Below are 24,257 nucleotides of genomic sequence, written 5' to 3'. Positions count from 1 at the left end.
CCCCGCGCGCGCGGCGTCCACCCCGAGCAGCCGGTAGTCGCTCCAGGTCGCACCCACGAACACACCGACGCGCCGGTCCCGCACCGCGGGCTCCTCCGGCTGATAGCCCGCGTGCTCCAGCGCCGCGTATGCCTGCTGCAGGAACAACCGCTCCTGTGGATCGAGCAGCGGCGCGTGCGCGGGCGGGATGCGGAAGAACTGGGGATCGAATCCGGCGACGTCCCGCAGGAACCCACCGGTCGTCGGCAGCCGTCCCGCCGTACCGTACTCCTCGCCGAGCCACCACCGTTGTGCCGGAACCGGACCCACCGCGTCGACGCCATCGCGTAGCAGCCGCCAGAACTCATCGATATCGTCCGCGCCCGGAAACCGGCCGCTGAAACCGACGATGGCGATGGCGGTGTCGCCGCGCTCCGGTGTGGCCGTGCCGGCTGGTGCGAACTCGCCCACCGGCCCGGCCACACCGCGCCCGAGGTGCGCATGCGACGCTGTCAGGGCGTCCGGCTGGTCGGCACCGGCCGCGCCCGGGTGGGCTGCCCGGCCGGTGGGCGCGGTGTCGCGGGGGTCCGCCGCGGCGCGGGCGGAACGCACGCGGGTGCGGATCGCGCCCGGTTCGCCCCAGGCGCAGGATAGGTGGGCGCGGCCCGCACTCACGGCGGCGGTCAGCAGATCGAGTCCGATATCGCTGGGCAGCAACCCGATTCCCATGCGCCGTAGCGCCTCGATCTGGTCGGCGGGTGGGCGCATGCCGCCATCCGCCCAGATCGGCCAGCCGACGCTGATCACCCGGGTGTGGCCCGAGGCCTGGGCGTGCTGTTCGGCGAAGACATCCATGAAGCGGTTGGCGGCCGCGTAGTCGGCTTGACCGGGGTTGCCGAGTACCGCCGACACCGACGAGAACAGCATGAGCAGACGAGCTTCCGGTATCGCGCGTGCCAGGCGTATCGTCCCCGCGACCTTCGGCGCGAGCACGGCCCGCGCGTCATCGCGGGTGGTGTTCGACAGCAGTCCGTCCCGCAGCTGCCCGGCCGCGTGGAAGACGGCATCGATCGGCCCGTAGGTGGCTCGGGCGATCCGGGCCACCCGCTCGACGTCGGCGGCGACGGAGATATCGGCCCGCACATGTACCGCTTCCCCACCGAGACCGCCGATCTCGGCCAGCAGCCGCGCCCCGGACTCGTCCAGCGCACCGCGCGATACCAGCACCAGCCGCGCCTGGCACTGCCGCGCCAACCGTTCGGCCAGCAGCCGCCCGATACCGCCGAAACCGCCCGTCACGACCGCGACCAAGCCCTGCGACAGCGCGCCGGCTTCGGACGGTGCCGGGAGCTCCCGAGGTATCCGCACCTCGCGCCGCCCGTTCCGGTAGCGGATCTCGACGGCTGGATCCTCTTCCCCCACAGCCAGTTCCGCGGCGACGGCGATGACTGTCTCCGCGGTCGGGCACAATACCGCCCGGGCCACGGGCCTCGGGAACTCCAGACGCGCGGTGCGCGCGAAACCGGCGGCCAGCGCATGGGTCAGCGGATCGTCGGAGACGGCGAGTACACACCGGCAGACCGGATCCGGGATCCGCGCCAGCTCCCGCACCAGATCGCGCAGCGGCAGGTGCGCCCGTTCGATCAGCGGTTCCGGATCGAGGCCGTCGGAGCGCGCATCCCACAGGTACACCGCCGCATCGAAGGTGCGGCGGTGTGCCGACAGGTCGGCGAGGAGTGCGCGCAGCTGCTCCTGATCGGCGGGGTCGACAACGTATCCATCCGGGCCCGAGGCGAACTGGCCGCCCGGCCGCACCCGCACCACTTCGATCTGCGGCTGCGCCGGATACGGCCGTTCCGCGGTGTCGAAGACGAGCAGGGACGCCGGTACGCGCGAGGCCGGTACGGAATCGTCGGCCTCCCAGTCGAATCCAAAGGTGACCAGTGTCCGGTTCGCGTCACCGCCGGATACGGCGTCAGCGGTAAAAATCGTCCGCGCCGGACCGCCGACGGGCACTGCTGCAACCGACGACACGGAATGTTGGTTGGCTACCGGATCAGCGGCGACCTCCGGATGAGCAGCAGCCATCGGCGGCGCGACGGGCGCTGCTGCGGCCGGGCGATAGTGCGCGCCCGCCGTGCGAGCCAGGTACTCCGCCAGCGCCTCGATCGTTTGGTACTCGAAAAGCAGTGTGGGATACAGCGGTTCCCCGACCCGGGATTCCAACACCGCCGTCAACCCCAACAACTGTGCCGAATCCAGCCCGAGTTCGTAGAACCCGAGGTCAGTGGCGACGGCGGCCGGATCGCCGCCGATCGCCTCGGCTACCAGCGCCATCAGATCCGCGGTGATCGCCGCCCGCGGGTCACCCGATGGGGCGGGCACCGCCGCGGCCGCCTCGGGGACCACGGACGCGGACACACCCTGCTCCGAGAACAGCAGGCGCTCGATATCCTCCCGGCCCCGCACCCGCTTGGATGTCAGCCGATACGCCGCGACCGGTCCGCCCGTCGAGTCGTACAGCCGTACCTCGGCCTCCAGCAGATCGGTGCCGCCACCGCGCACCGCCGCCCGGACGAATACCCGCTCGGGTGTCGCCTGCCAGACCCGTACATTCCCGAAATAGATGGGAATGAAAGCACTCTCGTCGTCCACACCGAGCCGTGCCGGATCGACGAACGGCACGATGGTGGAGGCGTCCAGAAAGGTCGGATGCAGGACGAATCCGGCACTATGGGCCCGCGCCTCCGCGCCGAGGGTCAGCTCCGCCGTCACCAGGTCGCCCTCGCGGGCGAAAACACCGGTGGCGCGCATGAATTCCCGATGTTCGATACCGCGCGCACCGCTCTGCCGGTACATCTGCGCCAGATCCCGAGCACCCACCAGCGCCGCACGCAGCTCCGCGACATCGGCAGAATCCTGGAGCAGGGTCGAATCCCGCTGCGCCAGAAGAGCTTCGGCAAGCAGCACCGGCGCTCCGTGTGGCGCTCCACTGGCATCCAGTCGTTGTGTTTCGATCCGGATCCGGCCCGTCGCCGCATCCACCCGGAAGGCGATACGCGACGCCGCCCCCGCATCCAGGGCGACCGGCCGATGAAACAGCGCCTCCCGGATCTCCAGCTCGACCGGCGGATATCCGCCCACCATCGCCGCGCGCAGGATGGCGTCGAGGTACACCACGCCCGGCAGGATCCGCACGCCGTGCACCCGATGGTCGCGCAGCACCGGGTCCTCGGCGCGCACCGTCGTGGCGAAACTGCCCAATTCGATCGTGTTCACAGCGGCTCCACCTGGAGGAAGGACGGGGTCGGCGCGACCACTGCGGGCCGGATATCGGGCACGACCGCGGGCAGCGGTTTGGGCAGCATGAAGCTCCTCTTACGGAAAGCCGGTGGGGGCAGTGCGCCGCGCACCGGAATATGTCCAGTCGGGGCCTGTTCGACGACCAGGTGGGCGTTGGTGCCGCCGAACCCGAACGAGCTCACCCCCGCGGCGCGCGGACGGCCGTCGGCTGTCCGCCACGCCCGCAGCTCGCGGTTGATATAAACGGGCGATCCGGCGAACCGGAACCGCGGGTTGAGGGTGTCGCAGTGCAGCGACGGCGGCAGCGCCGCGTGGTGGACGGCGAGGATGGTCTTCACCGCTCCGGCAATCCCCGCGGCCGAGAGCAGGTGCCCGATATTGGTTTTCACGCTGCCGACCGCGCACGGTCCGATGCCGCCGGGCCGCTCGCCCAACACGGTGGCGAGGCCCTTCAGTTCGATCGGGTCGCCGATCATGGTGCCGGTGCCGTGCGCCTCCACATATGACAGGTCGTCCGGCGACATGCCCGCCGTCCGCAGCGCCGCCGTGACGACCTCGATCTGCGCCCGCATGTTCGGGGTGGTGATGCCCATGGTGTGGCCGTCGTTGCCGATGGCCGATCCGCGCAGCACCGCGTAGACGCGGTCACCGTCGGCCTGTGCGTCGTCGAGCCGCTTGAGCATGAGCAGTGCCGCGCCTTCGCCCGGCACGAAGCCGTCGGCGTGCTCGGAGAAGGTGGCGCAGCGGCCGTTCGGCGACAGCACTCCGGCCGCCGCCAGGGTCACGTACGGCATTTCGTCGAGCAGCACTTCGACACCGCCGGCCAGGGCCGCGTCCAGTTCACCGGCCCGCAGCGCCTGGCAGGCCAGGTGCACCGACACCAGTCCGGAGGAGCAGGCGCTGTCGAGGACGAGATTGCCCGCGTGCCAGTCGAAGAAGTCGGAGATCCGGGCGGCGATGAAGTTCTGGCCGATTCCGACGATGGTGTGGCGGTCGGCGACCGGGATGCGCCCGAAGTAGTTGGCCGACCGGCTGCCGGCGTAGACGCCGATCCGCTTGCCCGCCAGCTCCTCTCGCCGATAGCCCGCGTCGGCGGTGGCCAGTGCCGAGCATTCGAGCAGCAGCCGCTGCAGCGGGTCCATTTGCCAGGCCTGCTCCTCGCTGACGCCGAAGTAGTCGGGATCGAATAGGTCGACGCCGTCGACGAAGCCGCCCCACTTGCTGTTGGTGCGTCCGGAACCGCCGCTCGGGCGGTAGAACTCGGCCGGATCCCAGCGCATGGGATCGACCTCCCGAATCGCACTGCGCCCCGTCGCCAGCATCCGCCAGAACTCCTCCGGGGAATCGCCCCCGGGGAGGCGGCAGCCGATGCCGACCACGGCAATCGGTACCGCGCCGGCCGGCCGCACCCGCTCGCCAGGCGCGGCATAGCCCGACGGCACGGCGGCCGCGGCGGCATGGGAGTTCGCACGGTCGGCCGGCGGATCGACCTGTGGCACAGCGGTGGCATCGGTCCCGGCAGCCGCGGCGAAGCGGTCCGGATAGTGCTCGGCCAGCAGGCTCGACAGGTCGTCGAGGGTAGGGAATTCGAGCACCAGCGCCGGGTCGAACGGCTCACCGATCACCTGCTCGATGCGCCGCACCGCCGAGGCGATGAGCACCGAATCCGCGCCGTAGTCCTCGAAACGCCGGTCACCCTCGAACCGCTCGGGGGCCAGCTTCAGCTCATCGGAGAAGATGCGCAGCAGTTCCGCATAGGCCTTGCCGGATCCGGCCGCGGGTGCGGCGGTATGACCGTTCGTCGCCGCGATGACCTGTCGCAGCGCGGGTTCCGGCCGGGCCGCGGCCGGGGGCGATGCCGCCGATATCGGCGAAAGCCGCAGGGGCGCACCGTGATATGGCAGCACCACCGGCGCATCGGGCACGCCGAGCACGGCGTCGAGCAGATCGAATCCCTCGGCCGCGGTCATGGCCGGCAATCCGGTGGCGCGGTAGGCGGCGGTGGTCGCCTCGCCGAACCCGGTGTCGCGGAACGACGGCCAGTTCACCGCGCGGAACCAGGTGTGCCCCGCCGCATGCTGCGCCTCGGCGAAGCGGTCCAGATGCGCATTGGCCATGGCGTAGTCGGAAAGCCCGACCGCCAGCCCGGGCAGGACGGCCGAGACGGAGGAGAACAGTACGAAGAAGTCGGGCCGGTCGGCGGCCAGCACATCGGCGAGCACCCGAGTGCCGGTGATCTTCGGTTCCAGCACGGCCGCGATCCCGGCTCCGGTCTTGCGGATGAATGCCGGGCTCTCCGCGGACACCGCACCCGCACAGTGCAGTACGCCGCCGATGGGTCCGAGTTCGCGGCGCACGTCGCTGAAGAAGCGGGTGAGCGCGGCCTCGTCGGCGAGGCTGCCGCTATAAGTGCGGATGGCGACGCCCTGGGCACGCAGGGCCAGCAGCCGCCGCACCTTCGCCGCCACGGCGTCGTCACCGGCGGCGACTCGTTCCCATTCGGTTTCCGGCGGCAGCGCTTCGCGGCCGAGAACGGCCAGCCTACGCGCCCCGCGGTCGACGAGCCGGGACGCGAATTCCGCTCCGAGACCGCGGGTTCCACCGGTCACCACATATGTGCGTGCCGGGTCGGCCACCAACCCGGCACGCGGTGTGACCGGTGCGAGGTCCACGACCTCGCGCACCTCACCGCGCCAGCGCACGCGCGGCGCGCCCGCGTCGGGGGCGGCAGATTCCGCGCCCAGGATGCGAAGCAATCGGTCGGTGGCAATGCCGCCGCGCTCGCCCAGCACATGCACGCTGCGGGTGCGCACACCGCGGATCTCCGCCGCCAGCGCGGCCACCAGCCCGCCCAGCGGCGCGTGCTCGGGGCCGTCGGTGCCGGGGCGTCCGGCGCTCAGGTGCAGCAGCAGGAGTTCGCCGGCGTGGGCATCGATTATGCCCTGGTACAGCCCGATTCGCCCGAAATCTCCGGTAGGCCGGTGTACCGGTGGCAGCGCCGCCAGATCGCACACGTCGATCACGCAATCGGTGTCCGGGTACTGTGCCAGCACGGCCCGGCCCAGCCGGGCGCCCGCCTCGAACTCGTCCCGTTCCACGTCCGCGTCGATCCGAACCATCCGCCCCGGATCGCCCACCACTGCCGCGAGCGCGTCGACCAGCGCCGCGGGCATCCGCGCGGGGTACACCACCACGGGCCGCCGTGTCCGCAGATCCCCGCTCGTCACCGGCGTCTCATGCCATAGCGGAACCAGTACGCGCCGGTCCTGCTGAGCGGGCGGCACATTCGCAGGCGCGTCGACCTCCGCTCCGTGATCCACGACTTCGCCGTGCGCCGCTATCGGAACGACCGCGGCGTCACCGCGCGCGAAAGCCGTTCCGCTGTAGGCGGTCATCGGCACTGCCGGTGACGCGCCGTCCGATGCGATGGTTCGCGTGGCGGCCGGCTCGACATCGGGGATCCAGTAGCGTTCGCGCGCGAACGGATACGTGGGCGACGGGATGCGCCGCCGGAACCCGCTGTCCCGCAGCACTTCCCACTCGATGGTCTTGCCGGTCAGCCAGGCGGCCACGCGCGGATCGGCGGCGGCCCGCGCCGAGGTGCGGGCCCCGGGATCGTCGTTCAGCCACGCCCGCAGTTCCGCCCGGAAGTCGTCGATATCGACGGCGGCGAAGGCGGCCCGCACGGTCAGCGGCTGCCGCCCGGTTTGCATGGTGTAGGCGAGGTCCGCCAGGTTCGGCCGGTGCCCGGCGAGGTAACGGTCCAGTGCGGCAATGTATTCGGCGAGGCGCTCGGCGTCGCGCGCCGACACCGGGATGATTTCGAGTCCGGCGGCGGGGGTAGAGGGACGGGTGTCCACGTACTCCTCGATCACGATATTGGCATTCGAGCCGCCCGCGCCGAAGGAGCTGATGGTAGCGCGCCGTGGCGCGCCGCCCGCAGGCCACGGCCGCGGCTGATCCACCACCCGGAACGGCGTTTTCGCGAAGTCGATATGCGGGTTGGCCGGTCGGCTGTGCAGCGAGGGGGCGATGACACCGTGTTCGAGCTGCAGCAGCACCTTGGTCAGCGCCGCGACTCCGGCCGCCGCCTCCAGATGGCCGATATTCGACTTCACCGATCCGATCGGCAGTTCGGCCCGCTCCGCGTCACCGAATACCTGCGCCAGACCGGCGATTTCGATGGGGTCGCCCAGTGCGGTGCCGGTGCCGTGTGCTTCCACGTAGGAGACGGTGCCGGGATCGACGCCGCTGACGCGCAGCGCAGACCTGATCACCGCCGCCTGTACGGCCGGATTCGGCACCGTGAACCCGTTGACGCGGCCGCCGTGGTTGACCGCGCTGCCCTTGATCACGGCGTGGATGGTGTCCCCGGCTGCCTCGGCATCGGCGAGCGGTCGCAGCACCAGTGCCCCGACCCCTTCCCCGGCCACATAGCCGTCTCCGCCGTCGCCGAAGGACCGGCAGCGGCCGTCGGTGGAGGCGAACTGCCCCTGGCTGAGGGCCACGAACTTGTACGGGTGCAGCGAGAGGTTCACTCCGCCCACCACCGCCAGCCTGGTCTCGCCCGTGCGCAGGCTCTGGCAGGCCAGGTGCAGCGCGGTCAGCGATGACGAGCACGCGGTGTCGACGGCCATGCTCGGCCCCTGGAAGTCGAGGGCATGCGAGACCCGGTTGGGGATGCTCCAGAAGGTCGATCCCGGCAATGTGCCTTTGCCGAGCCGGGATTCCTCCGCGCCGTACATGTGATAGGTGCCCCACATGACGCCCACGAAGACGCCCGCCTCCGCCGGCCGCAGCCCGGAACGGGCCAGTTCGGCCCGCGTATACCCGGCGTCTTCCAGTGCCGCCCAGGCGGTTTGCAGGAACAGCCGCTCCTGCGGGTCCATCACCTCCGCCTCGCGCGGTGAGATGCCGAAGAACAGCGGATCGAAATGATCCACGCCGTCGAGGAATCCGCCCCATTTGGTGTAGGCGGTGTGCGGGTGGTGCCGGTCCGGATGGAAGTACTTCGAGTGGTCCCAGCGCTCGGCGGATATCTCGGTGATGCAGTCGCGGCCCTCGATCAGGACCCGCCAGTACTCGTCCAGGTCGGAAGCACCCGGATAGCGGCCGCTCACACCGACAATGGCGATGTCGCCGATCCCGCCGCCGTGCCCTCCGGCAGGCTCTGGGGAGCGCTGCGGCGTCCGGGCCATGGCGGCACCCTCATCGACTCGCGCCGCGGACTCGACGGGCACACGGTGGTGCACAGCCGTGCGCCGATCCTGTTCACCAGGATGGTGGCCGTTCGAAACTCGCTGGGCGCCAGCATATTCGAGCTGACCTGCGCCGTCCGGAACCGCCTGGGCAGCAACATGCTCGGCAGGACCTGTGCTGTTCGCACCGCGCTGGACAACGGGCTTGTTCGCGGCATTGCCATTCGAAACGTGCGGTGCTGTGGCCCCGAGGTCACCGATAGTCGCACGCGACTCCCCCGCAGGTGCGGCGGCTCCGCCGGCGCTCAGGACGACCCGGTGTGCGGGTCCGGGCTCATACGCGGCACGGCCGTTCCGAACCCCTTCGCGATCAGCGGGACCGAGTTCGATCAGATAGTCGATGACTGCCCGCGGCGTCGGGTACTCGAACGCCAGCGTGGACGGCAACCGGTGCCCGCTGGCGCGGGACAGCTGGTCGCGAATCTCGACCGCGGCGACCGAATCCAGCCCGAGTTCGTGCAGTGGGCGGTCCAGATCATCACCGGGCCCGAGGCCGAGACAGCGGCGCACCAGCGCGGTCATCTCCGCCGCGTAGTCGGCGCGGTCCCGACCGTGGTCGGCCGGTACCAGATCCGCCAGTACCTCCGGCACGGTGTGGTCTGCCGCGTAGACGGTCAGCGCGGTACGGTCCAGCGGGAGCACGGCGACAGACCCGCGGAGATCGGCCGCCAGCACGGCGTCGAGGGTGCTGGTCGCGGTGCTCGCCGCCAGCAGCCCGTAGCCCCGTGCGGCGAGCCGGCGTAGTTCGGCATCCCCCAGATCGGCCACCATCCCGGTGTCCGCCCATGGGCCCCACGCCACCGCCAGGCCGGATTGTCCTGTCGCGCGGCGCAGTTCGGCCAGGCCGTCCAAAAACGCGTTGGCCGCACCGTAACTCGACTGCCCCGGCAATCCCACCACGGCGGCGGCGGAAGAGAATAGGAGGAAGTACCGCAGCGGCAGGGCGGCGGTGAGCTCGTGCAGATGCCATGCGCCGGAAAGTTTCGGCGCGAGCACGCGGCGCACCCGCTCCGCCGACAGCGCATCGAGCACCCCGTCATCGCGCACCCCGGCCAGGTGCACCACCCCGTGCAACGGCGGCAGCCTGCGGGCGATCCAGTCCAGGGTGTCCGCGACCGCGTCCCGGTCGCAGACGTCCAGCGTCCGCACCTCGATCCGGGCACCACGCTCCCGTAGCCGGTCCAGCGCGGCCGCCGTCGCGGCTTCCGGTGCGCCGCGTCCGGCCAGCACCAGCGTCCGCTCGCCGCGCTCCACCAGCCAGTCCGCGAGGATCAGGCCGATGCCACCGAGGCCGCCCGTGATCAGTACGGTCCCGGTGCCGGCAGGCTGCACCCTCGCCGCGGCCGAAAGACCGTTCACCGCTTCGATTCTCGGTGCCAGCCGCCGTCCGGACCGCAGCGCCAGCTGGCGGTGCGGAGCACTGGCGAGAAGTTCGCCGACAATGGCGTCGGGGTCGACCGAGTCATCGATATCGACTATGCCGCAACCGATTTCAGCGTGCTCGAGCTGGGCGCTCCGGGCGAATCCCCACAGCGCCGACTGGGCCGGGTCGATCTGCTCGCCCGGTTCCACGGCCCGGCCGCCGCGGGTGAGCAGCCACAGCGCCGGCGCGCCGGCGGCCACTCCCACCTGAGCGAGATGCAGTGCGCCCACCACGACCCGTTCCGCCTGCTGCGCGACCGTTCCGGCGGGCGCGGGGTCCGGCGCGTACACAATGCCGCGCAGACCGTCGCCCGCGGCGGCCAGCAGCGCCCGCACCGCGACGGGCGAGTCGAGATCGGCGCGGAACTCGGCATCGCCGAGAATCTCGAAACCCACACCCGGCCGGGCCGATACGATCTGCGCGCCGCGCGCCCGCAGCCGCTCGGCGACCGCTCCCCCGATGCCATCGGGTCCGGCGACGACCAGCCAGCGTCCTACCGCGGCGCCCACCTCGGGTGTCCCCGCATCCCGCCACACCGTGCGATACACGTCGCCGATACCGCCGACGTGCCCGGAGCCCGGCGCGGTCGCAGTCCGCATGATGCGTAGTCCCTCCGTGACGAGCACGGGTTCACCTTCCTCGTCCAACAATCGGACATCGGCGACGCACACTCGCTCCGACCGCTCCACCAGCCGCACGTGCGCGTAGCGAATCGGTGGGAATCGAACCGCCGTCACGATGCGATCGACGGCCACGGGCACCCAGGTGTGCTGGGCCGCTTCGGGTTCCAGCACCGCGTAGGTGGCGTGGAAGGCCGCGTCGAGCGTGGCCGGGTGCACGAGCAGGCCGTCGGCGCCGGAGTCGGCCAGGGTGACGAGCGCCTCCCCGGCACCGGCACGGACCTCCACCACACGCTGGAACGCCGGGCCGTACCGCAGCCCGGCGGCGGCCAGCACGGTATAGAGGTTGGCACCAGCTTGTGTTCGTGGGCAGCGGGCCCGCATCTCGGCCAGGGCCGGGCCGCGATCCGGCGCCGTCCCCGCGGCGGCGATCCGCGCGCGCACATGCACGCGCCGGTCGGCCCCTTCCGAGGTGGAGATGTCGGCCGTGAACCCGTTCGCCGCGGCGGCGGCCCGCACGCGCACCGCATGCCTGCCGGTCACCGCCAGCCCGTCGCGAATCACCAGATCGTCGATGGATACCGCTGCGGCACCGATCATCTCGCGTGCGGCCGTGGCGAGTACGGACACATACCAGGCGCCGGGCACGACCACGGTGTTGCCCACGACATGGTCCGCGAGGTAGGCGGGCTCGTCGACGGACACCTCGACGGCGAATTCGAAGTCTGCTCCCTGAGATCCGACGCGCCGCGGAGCCGACGCGGGCTGCCGCAGGTCCGGCTCGGCGTGCCGCGCAACCGCCTCGGCGTGCCGCAGGATCGGGTCGGTGTTCTCCGCAGCCGACCCGGCATACCGCAGGGACGCGCCCCCGCGCCGCACGTCCGGCCCCGAGACGGTTCGGCCGGTGTCCGGCGCGGTGGCGACGGCATTGTCGATCCAGTACCGCTGCCGCTGGAACGGGTAGGTCGGCGCCAGCACCCGGGTACGCCGGTGCGGCCGGTGCACACTCTCCCAGTCCACCGCCACCCCGTGCACATACAGCTCGGCGAGCGCGGTGGCCATGCTCTCCCGGTCGTCGCGACCGCGCCGCAGCGACCCGATGAACCGCGCCGAGTCCGGGGCGATCCGCGCACCCAGCGCCGAAAGCGTAGGCTGCGGGCCGATTTCGAGGTGCACGCCGATGCCCAGCTCCGCCAGTGCCGCCATGCCCTGCGCGAACCGCACGGGCTGGCGAGCGTGCCGCGCCCAGTAGTCCGCCGTCAGCTCACCGGTGGCCAGCGGCGCGCCGGTCACGTTCGAGATCACCGGGATGACCGGGTCGGTGCAGTGCATCGACCGCGCCGCGTTCGCGAACTCGCCGAGAATCGGGTCCATCAGCGGGGAATGGAAAGCGTGGGATACCGGCAGCACCGTGGCTCCGATTCCCGCCGCCTCCAGTTCCGTCTGCAACCGCCGCACCGCGTCGCGTCGCCCGGCCAGCACGATCTGGGCCGGACCGTTGAATCCGGCCACGGCGACCTCGGCTCCCAAGCCCCGCAACAGCGGGGTGACGGTGTCCGCATCGGCACGGACGGCCAGCATCGCACCGTCATCGGGCAGGCCCTGCATCAATCGGCCGCGCGCGGCCACCAGCCGCAGCGCGTCCGCCACGGAGATGGCCTGCGCCGCGCAGGCGGCGACGTATTCGCCCACACTGTGGCCGAGCACCGCGTCCGGTTGGATTCCCCGGTCGCTCCACAGCTGCCACAGCGCCCACTCGACCGCGAACAGCGCGGGCTGGGTGAATACCGTGCGGTCGAGCAGGTCCGGATACCCCGCCGAGTAGAGAGCATCCAGCAGGCCGATTCCGTCCGCGATGGGTCCGAGCAGGTCGTGGCACTGCTGCAGGGCGCGGCGGAATACCGGCTCGGAGTCGTAGAGGCCGCGGGCCATGCCTGGGTACTGCGAGCCCTGTCCAGTGAACAGCAGCGCGAGTTTCGGGGTCGCGCCGCGCTCGACCCGCCCCCGCAGCAGCGTTGGACGATCACCCGAGACAGCCGAAAGCAGATGTGCGGCAGCGGTATCCGCCGTATCGGCGACTATGGCCGAGCGCTCCTCGAAGTGCGTGCGCGCGGTCGCCGCCGTGTAGGCCAGATCGCCGAGGTCGGCGTCCGGCGCACGTAAGGCGTCGGCCCAGCGCCGCGCGGTGTCGATGAGCGCATCGGGAGTACGCGCCGACAGCGGAACCACCTGTGGCGCAACGCTATCCGGCTGCGATGTGACCGCCGCGGGCCCCTGCCGCAGGATCACGTGCGCATTGGTGCCGCTCATTCCGAACGAGCTCACCCCGACCGTGCGCCGACGGCCGGTCACCGGCCACGGGCGCCTGCGCACGACGACCTCGATGGGCAGCTCGTCCCAGGCGATGTGCGGGCTGGGCGTGTGGAAGTGCAGGCTCGGCGGAATCTCGCCGTGCTGCAGCATGAGCAGTGCCTTCATCACACCGGCGATACCCGCCGCGCCCTCGGCATGCCCGATATTGGTCTTGATCGAACCGATCAGCAGCGGTGCGGCGCGGTCCGGCCCGTAGGCGGCGGCCAGTGCGGTCGCCTCGATGGGGTCGCCCAACGGCGTTCCGGTGCCGTGGGTTTCGACATAGTCCACCTCCGCGGGCGTGATCCCGGCCGCCGCCAGCGCATCCGCGATCACCCGCCGCTGGGCGGGCCCGTTCGGTGCGGTGAGGCCGTTGGAGCGGCCGTCGTGATTCACCGCGATCCCGCCGACCACTGCCAGCACGGTGTCACCGCGCCGCCGGGCCTGGGACAGTCGCGTCACCACCAGCACACCGCAGCCATCGGCGCGGATGTAGCCATTGGCGTCGGCGTCGAATGCCCGTGACCGACCGTCCGGCGACAGCGATCGCAGGCGGCAGAACCCGATGGTGGTCTCCGGCGCCAACTGCAGATTCACCCCGCCCACCAGCGCCAGATCGCAGCGCCCGGCGCGCAGGCTGTCGGCCGCGGCCTGCAGGGCCACCAGCGAGGACGAGCACGCGGTGTCGAGGGTGAGAGCCGGGCCCTGTAACCCCAGCGTGTAAGCGAGCCGCCCGGCGGCCACACTGGGCGCCGAACCGATTACCGAGTACGCCCCGATATCCACCGGATCGATTGCCGCCGTGCGGGTTCCGGGATACTCACTGAAACACAACCCGACGAACACGCCGGTGCGGCTGCCCGCCAGGCTGCTCGGCGCTCGGCCCGACCGTTCGACGGCCTCCCAGGCCACCTCGAGCAGCAGTCGCTGCTGCGGATCCATGGCGCGGGCCTCGGCGGCGGTGATCCCGAAGAACGCCGGATCGAACTGGTCCACGCCATCGACGAATCCGCCCCACCGGGTGTACATGGCGCCCAGCGCCGCCGGATCCGGATCGTAGAAGGCATCCACATCCCAGCGATCCGCAGGCACCTCGCCGATTGCATCCCGCCCCGCGCACAGCAACTCCCACAGTTCCTCGGGTGTGTGCACGCCACCGGGAAAACGGCAGCTCATGCCGACGATCACCATCGGGTCGTCGGCATCGGTGCGAGCGCCGAGGCCGGGCGCATGCTCTCCCTCCCTCCGCGCGGGTCCGTGCGCCGCCGTGCCGTCGGTCACAACCTCGTTTTGATCCGGACTGCTCGGATGCGGCGGCGGAAGTTCGGCACCCGATCCACCGGCCGAGAGGGGTGCGCTGGCGTGTCGCTCCGCGACCGGCCGCGTTGGAGCGGTGCGCACCGGGATGCTGGGTACCCCCGCATCGGATGCGGCAGTCGCTGCGCCGGGATCCGTGTGACCGTCGGCAGGGCGCAGCCGGCCCTGCTCCCCGCGGGCCGCAGCCGCGCCGTCGTCCCCGGCCGCGATCTCGACGGCCCCGGTCGTGGGCGCCGCATCGGTTTCCGTCGCGCTCAATCCTTTGTCCCCCAGCAGGCGCGCGATATCCCGCACGGTCGGATAGTCGAACACCAGGCTTGCCGGAAGGGGGGCGCCGATTTCCTTGGACAAGGCCGCCCGCAGCTCCATACCGGTGAGCGAATCGACTCCGGTATCGTGCAGCGGCTGTTCGGGATCCAGTTCGGTGTCGCGGTCGAGCACGCGCATGGCGACTCGCTGGACCAGCTTCTCCGCCTCTCGCAGATCGCCGGTCGAATGCGTCGCTGTTCGACGAGTACTGCCGGACTTCATGTCCGGTGGCAGGGCGCTCGGCGCGGTGGTCGCACGCCCGGCGAACCAGCGGTCCGCCGCGAAGTCGAAAACGCCAACACCGGCGATGTCCTGCCCGGTCAGGTGATCCAGTGCCGCGGCCGCATCGGGTTCGCGCAGTGGCGGCAGGCCGCGCCGAGTCAGACGAGCCGTCACCTCCGGGCGACCGGCCGCCATCCCCACATCGGAGAATGGGCCCCACGCGATACTCAGGGCGGGCAGCCCGTCCGCGCGGCGCCGCCAGGCCAGGGCGTCGAGGGCGGCATTGGCCGCGGCGTAGTTGGCCTGTCCGGGGGTGCCGAGCACGCCCGCGACCGAGGAGTACAGCACGAACAAATCCAGCGTCTGTCCCCGGGTCAGCTCGTCGAGATGTTGTGCCGCACGATATTTCGGCCTCAGTACGGTCTCGAACCGCGACCAGCTCTGTTCGGTGGCCACACTGTCGTCGAGGACCCCGGCACAGTGGATCACACCCCGCAGCGGCGGCAGCGCGGACGCGGTGAGATCCGCCAGCAGGGTGGCGACCGCCTGCCGGTCGCCGATATCGGCGCGGCGGGCTTCGATCCGTACCGCCCCGGCGCTCATCGACGCCATCCAGCGCCGCGCATCCGCATCGGGTTCGCGGCGGCCCACCAATACGAGGGTCCTGGCGCCGCGGTCGATCAGCCAGCGAGCCGCGGCCGTGCCGAGTCCGCCGAAGCCTCCCGTGATCAGGTAGGTGCCGTTGGCGGACACCTCGGCGTGCCGGGATGCGCTGTGCCGCAGCACGATACGTCCCTGATTGCGGCGCTGCTCGAGCATGCGGAAGGCAGCCTCACTGGCCCGCAGGTCGTGCACCTCACAGGGCGGTGCAACCAGCTCACCGCGATCGAACAGCGCGGCGATCTCGCGCAGGATCTCGCCCAGCCGATGCGGCGGCACGGTATCCACGCCGCGGAACTCGCGATGGTCGACGCCTGCGGGAACCGGCTCGCCACGCCACTGCGCGATATCAACGATGTCAATGAATCGTCCACTGGCGGTAAGTAATTGCGGTGCACGCCCGACGAGCTCGCTGGTGATCGTATTCACCGCCACGTCCACTCCGGCGCCGAGGTGACCGCGGATCTCATCGGCGAAATCCGCACCGCGCCAGTTCCCTACCCGGGTGACCGACCACCCGGCGTCGGCGGCCCAGTCGCTCAGCGCCGCGGTGGCGAGCACGCGCGCCCCGGCCCGGCACGCCAGCTGCACGGCCGCGATACCGAACCCATCGGCCGGGGCATGGATCAGAATGCTCTCTCCGGCACGCAGCTTCGCAAGATCGAACAGTGCGAACGAGGCTGTCGCGAACGCCACCGGCACGGTCGCGGCGGCGGTATGGGACAGCGGCAGCGGTGTGCGCGCCACCAACCGCTGATCCACGGTGACGAACCGAGCGAAACTGCCGCGCGCCACAGCGATTACCGAGTCACCGATCTGCAGTCCGGCGACTCCCGCGCCGACCGCGCTGACCCGACCCGAACATTCACTTCCCAGTGGCCGCATTCCGTCCGGGTGAATACCCCTGGCGATCCACAGCTCACGGTGGTCGAGCCCGGATGCCGCTACCTCGATCTCGACCTCACCCGGACCGGGCGCCGTGCGCGGCGCGGATTCCAGCCGCAGCCGAGCGAGTTCACCGGAGCGGTGCGGTACGAGACGCCAGTTCCCGGCCGGCAGCCCGTCGGCCAGCCGCGCCCGGAACCAGGTTCCGCCGCGAACGGCCAGCTGCGCCTCGGCCACGGCCCCGGTGAGCACGGCTCCCGCGGCCGATCCCACGGCAGCTCCGGGCTCCAGATCCAGAATCCGGCAACCGAATTCGGGATGCTCACCGGCGACCGTACGGGCCAATCCCCACAGCATCGCCTGATCCGGATCGGGCCGGTCACCGTCGGCGACACGCTGGGCGCCCACGCTCACCATCCATAGCGCCCACAGTGCGCGGTCGGCCCCGGCCAACTCCCGAATCACCCGCAGCGCCAGTTCGATCCGCACGTCGATCGCGGTCGCGGTCCAGGCGAGCACAATCCCGTCGACCGCCGGCACATGCATCCGCATCGGCGCGCTCACCGATGGCTGCCCCGCACCGAATACGTCGTCCGGGCGCACCAGTTCGGTCTCCACACCGTGTGCTCTCAGCGCGGCCGCCAGCGCCTCGCCCTCTGCGGCGTCGGCGTATACCAGCCAGCGGCCGCTGCCCCGCGACGCAGCGATCGTATTCGCCTCCGCCGCAACCCATTCGACGTGGTGCAGTAGCCCGCACACGCGTTCGTCCACCACCGTGGGACCGGGCTCGGCCGCCGCCGGTACCGCGATCGGCACGGCGGCCGCCGCGGACGCTGCGGCAACCGCCCCGGCGACGGGTCGATACCGCTGCGCCTCGGCGTCGATTCGCGCGGCGGGGGCGGCTGTCTCGGCCGATCGGCTGGCCGGCGCACTCGAGCCCGGATCCGCCGCCCCGAGTTCGACCGACCGAGTGCGCGCGGGGACCTCGAGCCAGTGCCGTTTGCGCTGGTACGCGTAGGTCGGCAGGTCGATCCGGCGCCACGACTGTGCTGAATACACTGCGTTCCAGTCGATTTGCTCGCCGCCGACGTAGCGCCGCGCCAATGTGTCGGCCGCTCCCGCCGGTCCGTCCGCTACCACCGTCACGGTGTTCGGCTCCCCGGCCGCCTCGGTGACGGCGCCCAGCCCGTCCAGCAGCCGCGCCGGGGTGTCGAACACGATCGCGGTCCGGACGTCGAAATGGGTGCGACCGGTATTCGCCGATGCACACAGATCGTGAGCATCGACATCCGCGGCCGCGGCCACGAAATCCCGGTAACGCGAGGCGAGTCCCCGCAAAGCGGCCGCGCTCTTCGCGGACAGGGCCAGCACATGACGGCCGCCCGCACCGGCGGGGTCCGGCACTGCCTCGGGCGGCGCCTCCTCCAGCAGAATATGCGCGTTGGTGCCGCTGATTCCGAACGCGCTCACCCCCGCTCGGCGCGGTTCCCCGGTCCGCGGCCACTCGCGAGCGGCGGCGACCACCCGCACGCCAGCGGTATCCCAGTCGATATGCGAGTTTCCGGAGCGGAAGTGCAGGGTCGCCGGAATTCTGCCGTGCCGCATGGACTCGACCACCTTGACGATATTCGCGATACCGGCGGCGGCCTGGGTATGGCCGAGATTCGACTTCACCGCGCCGATCCACAGCGGACGCTCCACCGAGCGGCCCCGCGCCAGCACCGCGGACAGCGCATTGACCTCGATGGGATCCCCGAGCCGGGTGCCGGTGCCGTGCGCCTCCACATAGTCGATGTCGTGACCGGACAGCGCCGCGTCGGCGAGCGCCGCCCGCAGCAGCCGCTCCTGGGCGGGACCGTTCGGGGCGGACAGTCCCTGGCTGCGGCCATCGGAATTCACGGCCGTGCCGCGAATCAGCGCCAGCACCCGGTCGCCGTCACGGCGGGCGTCGGCATACCGCTTCAGCACCAGCGTGCCCGCACCGTCACTCCACACCACCCCGTCGGCGCGGTCGTCGAAGCTTTTGCAGCGGCCGTCTGCGGCCAGGCCCCGAGCGCGGGCGAAATAGATGTCCAGCGACGGCGTCAGCACCACGGTGGCGCCGCACGCCAGCGCCAGATCGCATTCGCCGCGCCGCAGGCTCTGCACCGCCAGATGCACCGTCACCAGCGATGACGAACATGCGGTGTCGACGGTCAGGCTCGGCCCGGTGGCGCCCAGGAAGTACGACAGCCGACCCGACGCCACACTGCCCAGGGTGCCCGTGCCGAACCAGGCGTCCGGCGCCATATCCGCGCGGGCCATGCGTTCGGCGTAATCGTGGGACATGAGGCCGACGAACACCCCGGTACGCGACCCGTCGAGCCGGTGTGCTGGAGTGCCTGCGTGTTCGAGTGCTTCCCAGGAGGTTTCGAGCAGCAGCCGCTGCTGCGGATCCAGCATCCGCGCCTCGCCGGCCGAGATATCGAAGAAACCGGCATCGAAATCCTCTACGTCGTCGACGAATCCGCCCCAGCGGGTATAGGTCTTGCCCTCGGCGTCCGGATCGGGATCGAAGTAGGCGTCGACATCCCAACGACCGAACGGCACTTCGCTCACCGCATCCGTTTCATCGGTGACCAGCCGCCACAGGTCGGCGGGGCCGTGAACTCCGCCCGGGAATCGGCAGCCCATTCCGACAATGGCTATCGCGTCGTCGAGATCGTCGGCGGACCGCTTCGATGCGGTCGATTCCGCACCGGCCGGTGTGGACGCGGCCGACCGCGGCGTCGCGGACTCGTTACGGCGCGGCGCGGTGGTCTCGGGCCGAGGCTGCACCGGGGCCGGCATCGAACCGGCTGCGCGGCGGGCGATTTCGTCCGCCACCGCCCTTACCGTCGGATAGTCGAACAACAGTGTCGCGGGCAGCCGCACACCGAGTTCGGCGGACAGGCTGTTGCGCAGATCCACCGCCATCATCGAGTCCAGGCCGAGATCGCGCAGTGGAGTGCGGTCCGGTACCGGGGTCGTGCGCCCGAGCGCCGCGGTGGCATGCACCCGGACCAGGGCGACGACATCGCGTTCAGGATCGACCATAGGTTCGTCCGGGTGCATCGTATCCGCGTTCTGTCCCGTCTCATCATCGAATTCCGTTGTGGCCGTGGGATATACCGCCACCACACCGTCAGCGGCCAGCAACGGGCGCAATATCGCCGAACCCGTGGCGGCGTCGAGTTCGGCGACACCGTGCCGCCGCCACGCCCGCCGCGCGCCCACGCCCAGGCCCTGGGCCATGCCGGTATCGGCCCACGGACCCCACTGGATGCTCAGGGCGGGCAGCCCGCTCGCCCGGCGATGCTGTGCCAGGCCGTCCAGATACGCGTTCGCCGCGGCGTAATTCGCCTGCCCGGCCGTGCCGATCGCGGCGCTCGCGGAGGAGAACAGCACGAACAGCTCGAGCTCGTGGGCGACGCTGAGTTCGTGCAGATGCCAGGCGCCTTCGGCTTTGCCCGCGAAGACCCGGCGTAGCCGGCTCGCGTCCTGCTCGGGCAGGAGCGCATCGTCGAGCGCGCCGGCACAGTGGACCACACCGGCCAGGCGTGGCAGATCGCGGCCGAAGCGGGCCAGGAGCGCGGCTACCGCGACGCGGTCGGAGACGTCCACGGCGACGGTCTCGACCCTGGTCCCGTCGGTGGCGAGTTCGGCAATCGTGCGCTGGGCATCCGCATTCGGCGTGCCGCGGCCGGCCAACACCAGGGTTCCCGCACCCGCGGCGCCCAATACCCGCGCCGCCCGCGACCCGAGGGCACCCAGCCCTCCGGTGATCAGATAGGCGGCGGAGCGATCGAGGACGACGAACCCAGTGCGGTCCCCCTCGGCGACACGGATGCGGTCCCCGGATATTACGGTGCCATCGGCAACCGCGCCCAACCCGTCGCGCAGTGTTTCGTATCGCCGCACGTGACGCTCGCCGTCGCGCAGCGCGACAGCGAAATCGTCTGTCTCCCGGAATAATTCGTCGACGAGTTGCCGATCGTCCAGCGCAGTGCCGGCCGCTCGGTCGATCACTCGGCAGTGCAACTCGGGTAGTTCCGTCCGCACGACCGCTACCAGACCCCACAGCGCGGCCGCCGCCGCGCGCACGGCATCACCCGGCACAACCGCCGCCGCACCGGTGGTCACCAGCACCAGTCGCGCGGTGTCGACGCGTGCGGCAAGGGCCTGCGCCAAGGTCAGGACCGTCTCCGTCTCCGCCCGCGCCGACGCCGCATCGTTCGCCTCCCCGGCCAGGTAGACCACCGAGGCGCCCGGGACCGCCGCGAGCGCGAGGTCCAGCCCGGCGCGGTCGTCCGTCGGTTCCACCACCGCGCTGATGGCCCCCGCGTCCCGCAATGCTCCGGCCAGCCGCTCGGCCACCGCGCGGGCACCCACGACGAGCCAGGGGCCGGCACCGGCCACATCGCTCGCGGCGACAACGCCACCTGAGGTCGCGATGGGCATCGTGCGCCACACCGGAATTCGGGCCAGCTCCGCGAGCACTTCATTGTCCATGAACTCCGCCTCGACCGGCGCGAACCGCACGTCCGTGAATTCCGCCAGCACACCGCCTTCGCCATCGAACACCCGAATGCGCACACCGCGCCCGGTCCGGACGGCATAGGCCCACTCCGCCGACGCGCTGTCGTCGCGATATACGCGCAAGCGGCCGATCGCGACCGGCAAACGCAGCGCACCGTCACCCCGCACCAGGACCGCGAGGCCCGTCTGGATCGCCGCATCGAGCAGGCACGCCAGCGCCACGTCCGGTGTGCCCGCCAACCGCGGGGGCCGGGCCAGGTGAGCGAGCATCCGGTCGGCACCGGCGTACATCTCGGTCAGCCAGCGGAAACTGGGACCGAACGTCAAACCCGAGGCGGCACATCGAGCATAGAAGTCGGCGACGGTCCAGACGTCGCGGCAGGCCGCCCGCGCCGCCTCGAGGCCATCGCCGTCCCCCGTGACCTCCGGTGGCGCAGTGACAGTGGAGGCCGATGCGGCAGCCGGCTCGCCGGGTGCGAGATGGAAGGCCAGGTCCATCCGGTCGCCCTCGACCCGCACCCCGGGCTGCGTCAACCGCTCCACCGGAATGGGTTGTGCTACAACGAAATCGGTCAGTTCATGGGTCAGCACTCCGCCACCGGATCGCAATGCCGACCAGGCCAGGTAAGCGGCCGGTGTCACCGCCCGCTCCCGGAACCGATGCTCACCGAGGAGGTCACGATCGGCGGCGATACCGGGCGTCTCCAGGCGCTGGCGCTGAAACGGATAGGTCGGCAGACCATTACGACGCCGCGCCTGTGCAGGCAGCACCGCCGACCAGCTCACATCAGCACCGGCACAGTATAATTCGGCCAAGCTGGACAACATGGTCTCGTCCGTGGCGACCATCCGGCGCATACTCGGCAACCACAACCCGGCACCGCCGACGATCGGACGCCCGAGTTCCACCAGCACCGGATGCGGCCCCACTTCGAGATAGCCGTCCACCTCGAATTCGGCCAGCGCCCGCACACCATCGGCGAACAACACCGGGCGACGGGCATGATCGCGCCAGTACCGGGGCCCCATCTCGGCCGCGGTGATCACGCGCCCTGTCGTATTCGATACCACAGGTAGCACCGCGGAACGCTCCTGCGGTAGCAGGCGCGCGGCGACGCTCTCGAATTCGTCGAGGATCGGATCCAGCAGTGGTGAATGGAAAGCCGTGGTCCCGGGCAGCTCGACCACGCGAATATCGCGCTGTCCGGCCAGCTCCCGCACCCGCGCCACCGCGTCCTCGGTGCCGGACACCACGAACTGCCGGGAGCCGTTCACGGCCGCCACCGCCAAGTCGTCCGGCGATGCGCCGACCAGATCCGCGAATTCCTCCACCGCGGCGAACACCGCCGCCATGGCACCGGTCGCGGGCAGCGACTGCATCAGCCGGCCGCGTTCGGCCGCCAGCCGCAGCCCCTCCTCGATCCCGAACACACCGGCCACGGTGGCCGCCACCAGTTCGCCCAGGCTGTGCCCGAGCACGACGGCCGGGCGGATTCCCCAGTCGGCCCACAGCTGCGCGACCGCCCACTCGACCGCGAAGAGTGCGGGCTGGGCGAACTCGGTGCGCGTCAAGGCCGCATCGTCGAACAGCAGGGTACGCAGTCGCCGACCACCGGAGAGTTCGCCGAGAAGTTCGTCGCAGCGGTTGATTTCGCGCCGGAACACCGGGAAGCGCTGGTACAGTGCCTCCCCCATGCCCGCGTACTGCGCGCCCTGCCCGGTGAACAGCATCGCCATTCGGGGCGGCCGGTGCTCCTCGGGGATATCGCGAATCGACTCGCGCGGACGCAGCTTCCGGATCGCCTCCGCACCCGTGTCGGCGACCACCGCGACCCGGTACGGGAAGTGCGCGCGGCCCAGCGCCGCCGTGGCGCCGACGTCGGCAAAGGGTGGATCGGCGCGCTCCAGGTAATCGGCGTAGCGAGAGGTGAGTTCGGCCAGTGCGGCTGCCGTCCGCGCCGAGACCGCCAGTACCTGTGGTCCGTCGGGCACGGCCGTGACGTGCGCAGCCGCGGGTGCTTCCTCGACGATCACATGGGCGTTCGTGCCCGCGAAACCGAAGGAACTGACCCCCGCCCGACGCGGCACCTTTCCGGCCGGCCAGGCGATATCCGCGGTGGGCACCGCCAGTGCGGTGCCGTCCAGCGTGATCCTCGGGTTAATGGTGTCGAATCCGGGCTGCCGGGGGATTCGTCCGTGCTGCAGCATCAGCACCGTCTTGATCAGTCCCGCCACACCGGCGGCCGCCTCCAGGTGACCGATCTGTGCTTTCACCGAGCCCACCCGGCACAACCCGCCGTCGGCACGCCGCGCGCCGAGAACCGCTGCCAGCGCGTCGATTTCGATGGGGTCGCCGAGCGGTGTGCCGGTGCCGTGCGCCTCCACATATCCGATACCGTCGGCATCGCACCCGGCATCGGCCAGCGCCGCACGCAGCAGATCCCGCTGCGCCACCGGATTCGGGGCGGTCAACCCCATCGACCGACCGTCGTGATTCACACTCGTTGCGCGGATGACCGCGCGCACCGCGTCGCCGTCGGCGAGCGCGCGGGACAGCGGCTTCAAGACGACCATTCCCGCGCCCTCACCACGCACATAGCCATTGGCCGCCGCGTCGAACGGACGGCAGCGGCCGTCCGGAGAGAGCGCGCCCATACGCGCAAGCGCCGCCGAGGTCAGTTCGGACTGCAGCAGATTCACGCCGCCCGCCAGTGCTGCATCGCATTCGCCCGCGCGCAGTGCTGCGCAGGCCTGGTGCACGGCCACCAGCGAGGACGAGCATGCGGTGTCCACCGCCACGGCAGGCCCGCGCAGCCCCAGCAGGTAGGACACTCGCCCGGCGACAATGCTGGACATGGTGCCGGTGAGGGTGTGCGTGTCCACCGACCGCGCCCCCTCGGGGGTGATGGTGCGCTGATACTCCTGCCAGCTGACGCCGAGGAAAACCCCGGTCCGCGAACCATCCAGGCCGTCCGGCGCGATGGCCGCGTCTTCCATTGCCTCCCAGGCGATTTCGAGCGAGAGGCGCTGCTGCGGATCCATCGCCGCCGCCTCCCTGGGCGCGATCCCCATGAAGTCGGTGTCCATCGCGTCGATCGGGCCGGTGAGCAGGCCCGCGCGGCGCGGGGCTCGCCGCGACTCGGCATCCGGGCTCGGCCAGCGGTCGGCGGGGACGTCGGTGATGGCGTCGTGCGCGGAGGCGATCAGGTCCCAGTACCGCTGCGGACTGTCCGCGCCACCCGGAAAACGGCACGCTAGCCCGATGATTGCGATGGGTTCGCAGGGAGAATGCCGTGCTGCTTCCAGTTCCTCGATCCGGCGAAGCGCCCGCGTCAGCAACGTACGTAGTTCGTACTCACCATCATCTGTCAT

General features: G+C 71.0%; 2 protein-coding genes (1 of these 2 cut by a window edge). Both read right to left on the bottom strand.

The features are described from left to right. A protein-coding gene (locus tag ACQP2D_RS17370; protein ID WP_433684726.1) for an SDR family NAD(P)-dependent oxidoreductase crosses the window boundary here: on the bottom strand, positions 1-3,258 show its 5' portion. The gene continues 8,931 nt to the left of window position 1, outside the view; only the first 3,258 of its 12,189 coding nucleotides appear in the window; the start codon lies at positions 3,256-3,258; the stop codon falls past the left edge of the window. Continuing rightward, positions 3,255-24,257: an SDR family NAD(P)-dependent oxidoreductase gene (locus tag ACQP2D_RS17365; protein WP_433684725.1), complete on the bottom strand. Its 21,003-nt coding sequence runs from the start codon at positions 24,255-24,257 to the stop codon at positions 3,255-3,257. The genes ACQP2D_RS17370 and ACQP2D_RS17365 overlap by 4 nt, the downstream gene beginning before the upstream one ends.

The sequence above is a fragment of the Nocardia sp. CA-119907 genome, assembly GCF_050955995.1.
In the GTDB taxonomy this organism is placed as follows: Bacteria; Actinomycetota; Actinomycetes; order Mycobacteriales; family Mycobacteriaceae; genus Nocardia.
The sequence above is the reverse complement of the archived record's forward strand: the minus strand, read 5'-3'. Positions and strand labels throughout refer to the sequence as shown.

What these genes read in the sequence shown, in the direction of transcription:
- ACQP2D_RS17365 (WP_433684725.1), bottom strand. Translation starts at nt 24,257, where the DNA reads ATGACAGATGATGGTGAGTACGAACTACGTACGTTGCTGACGCGGGCG.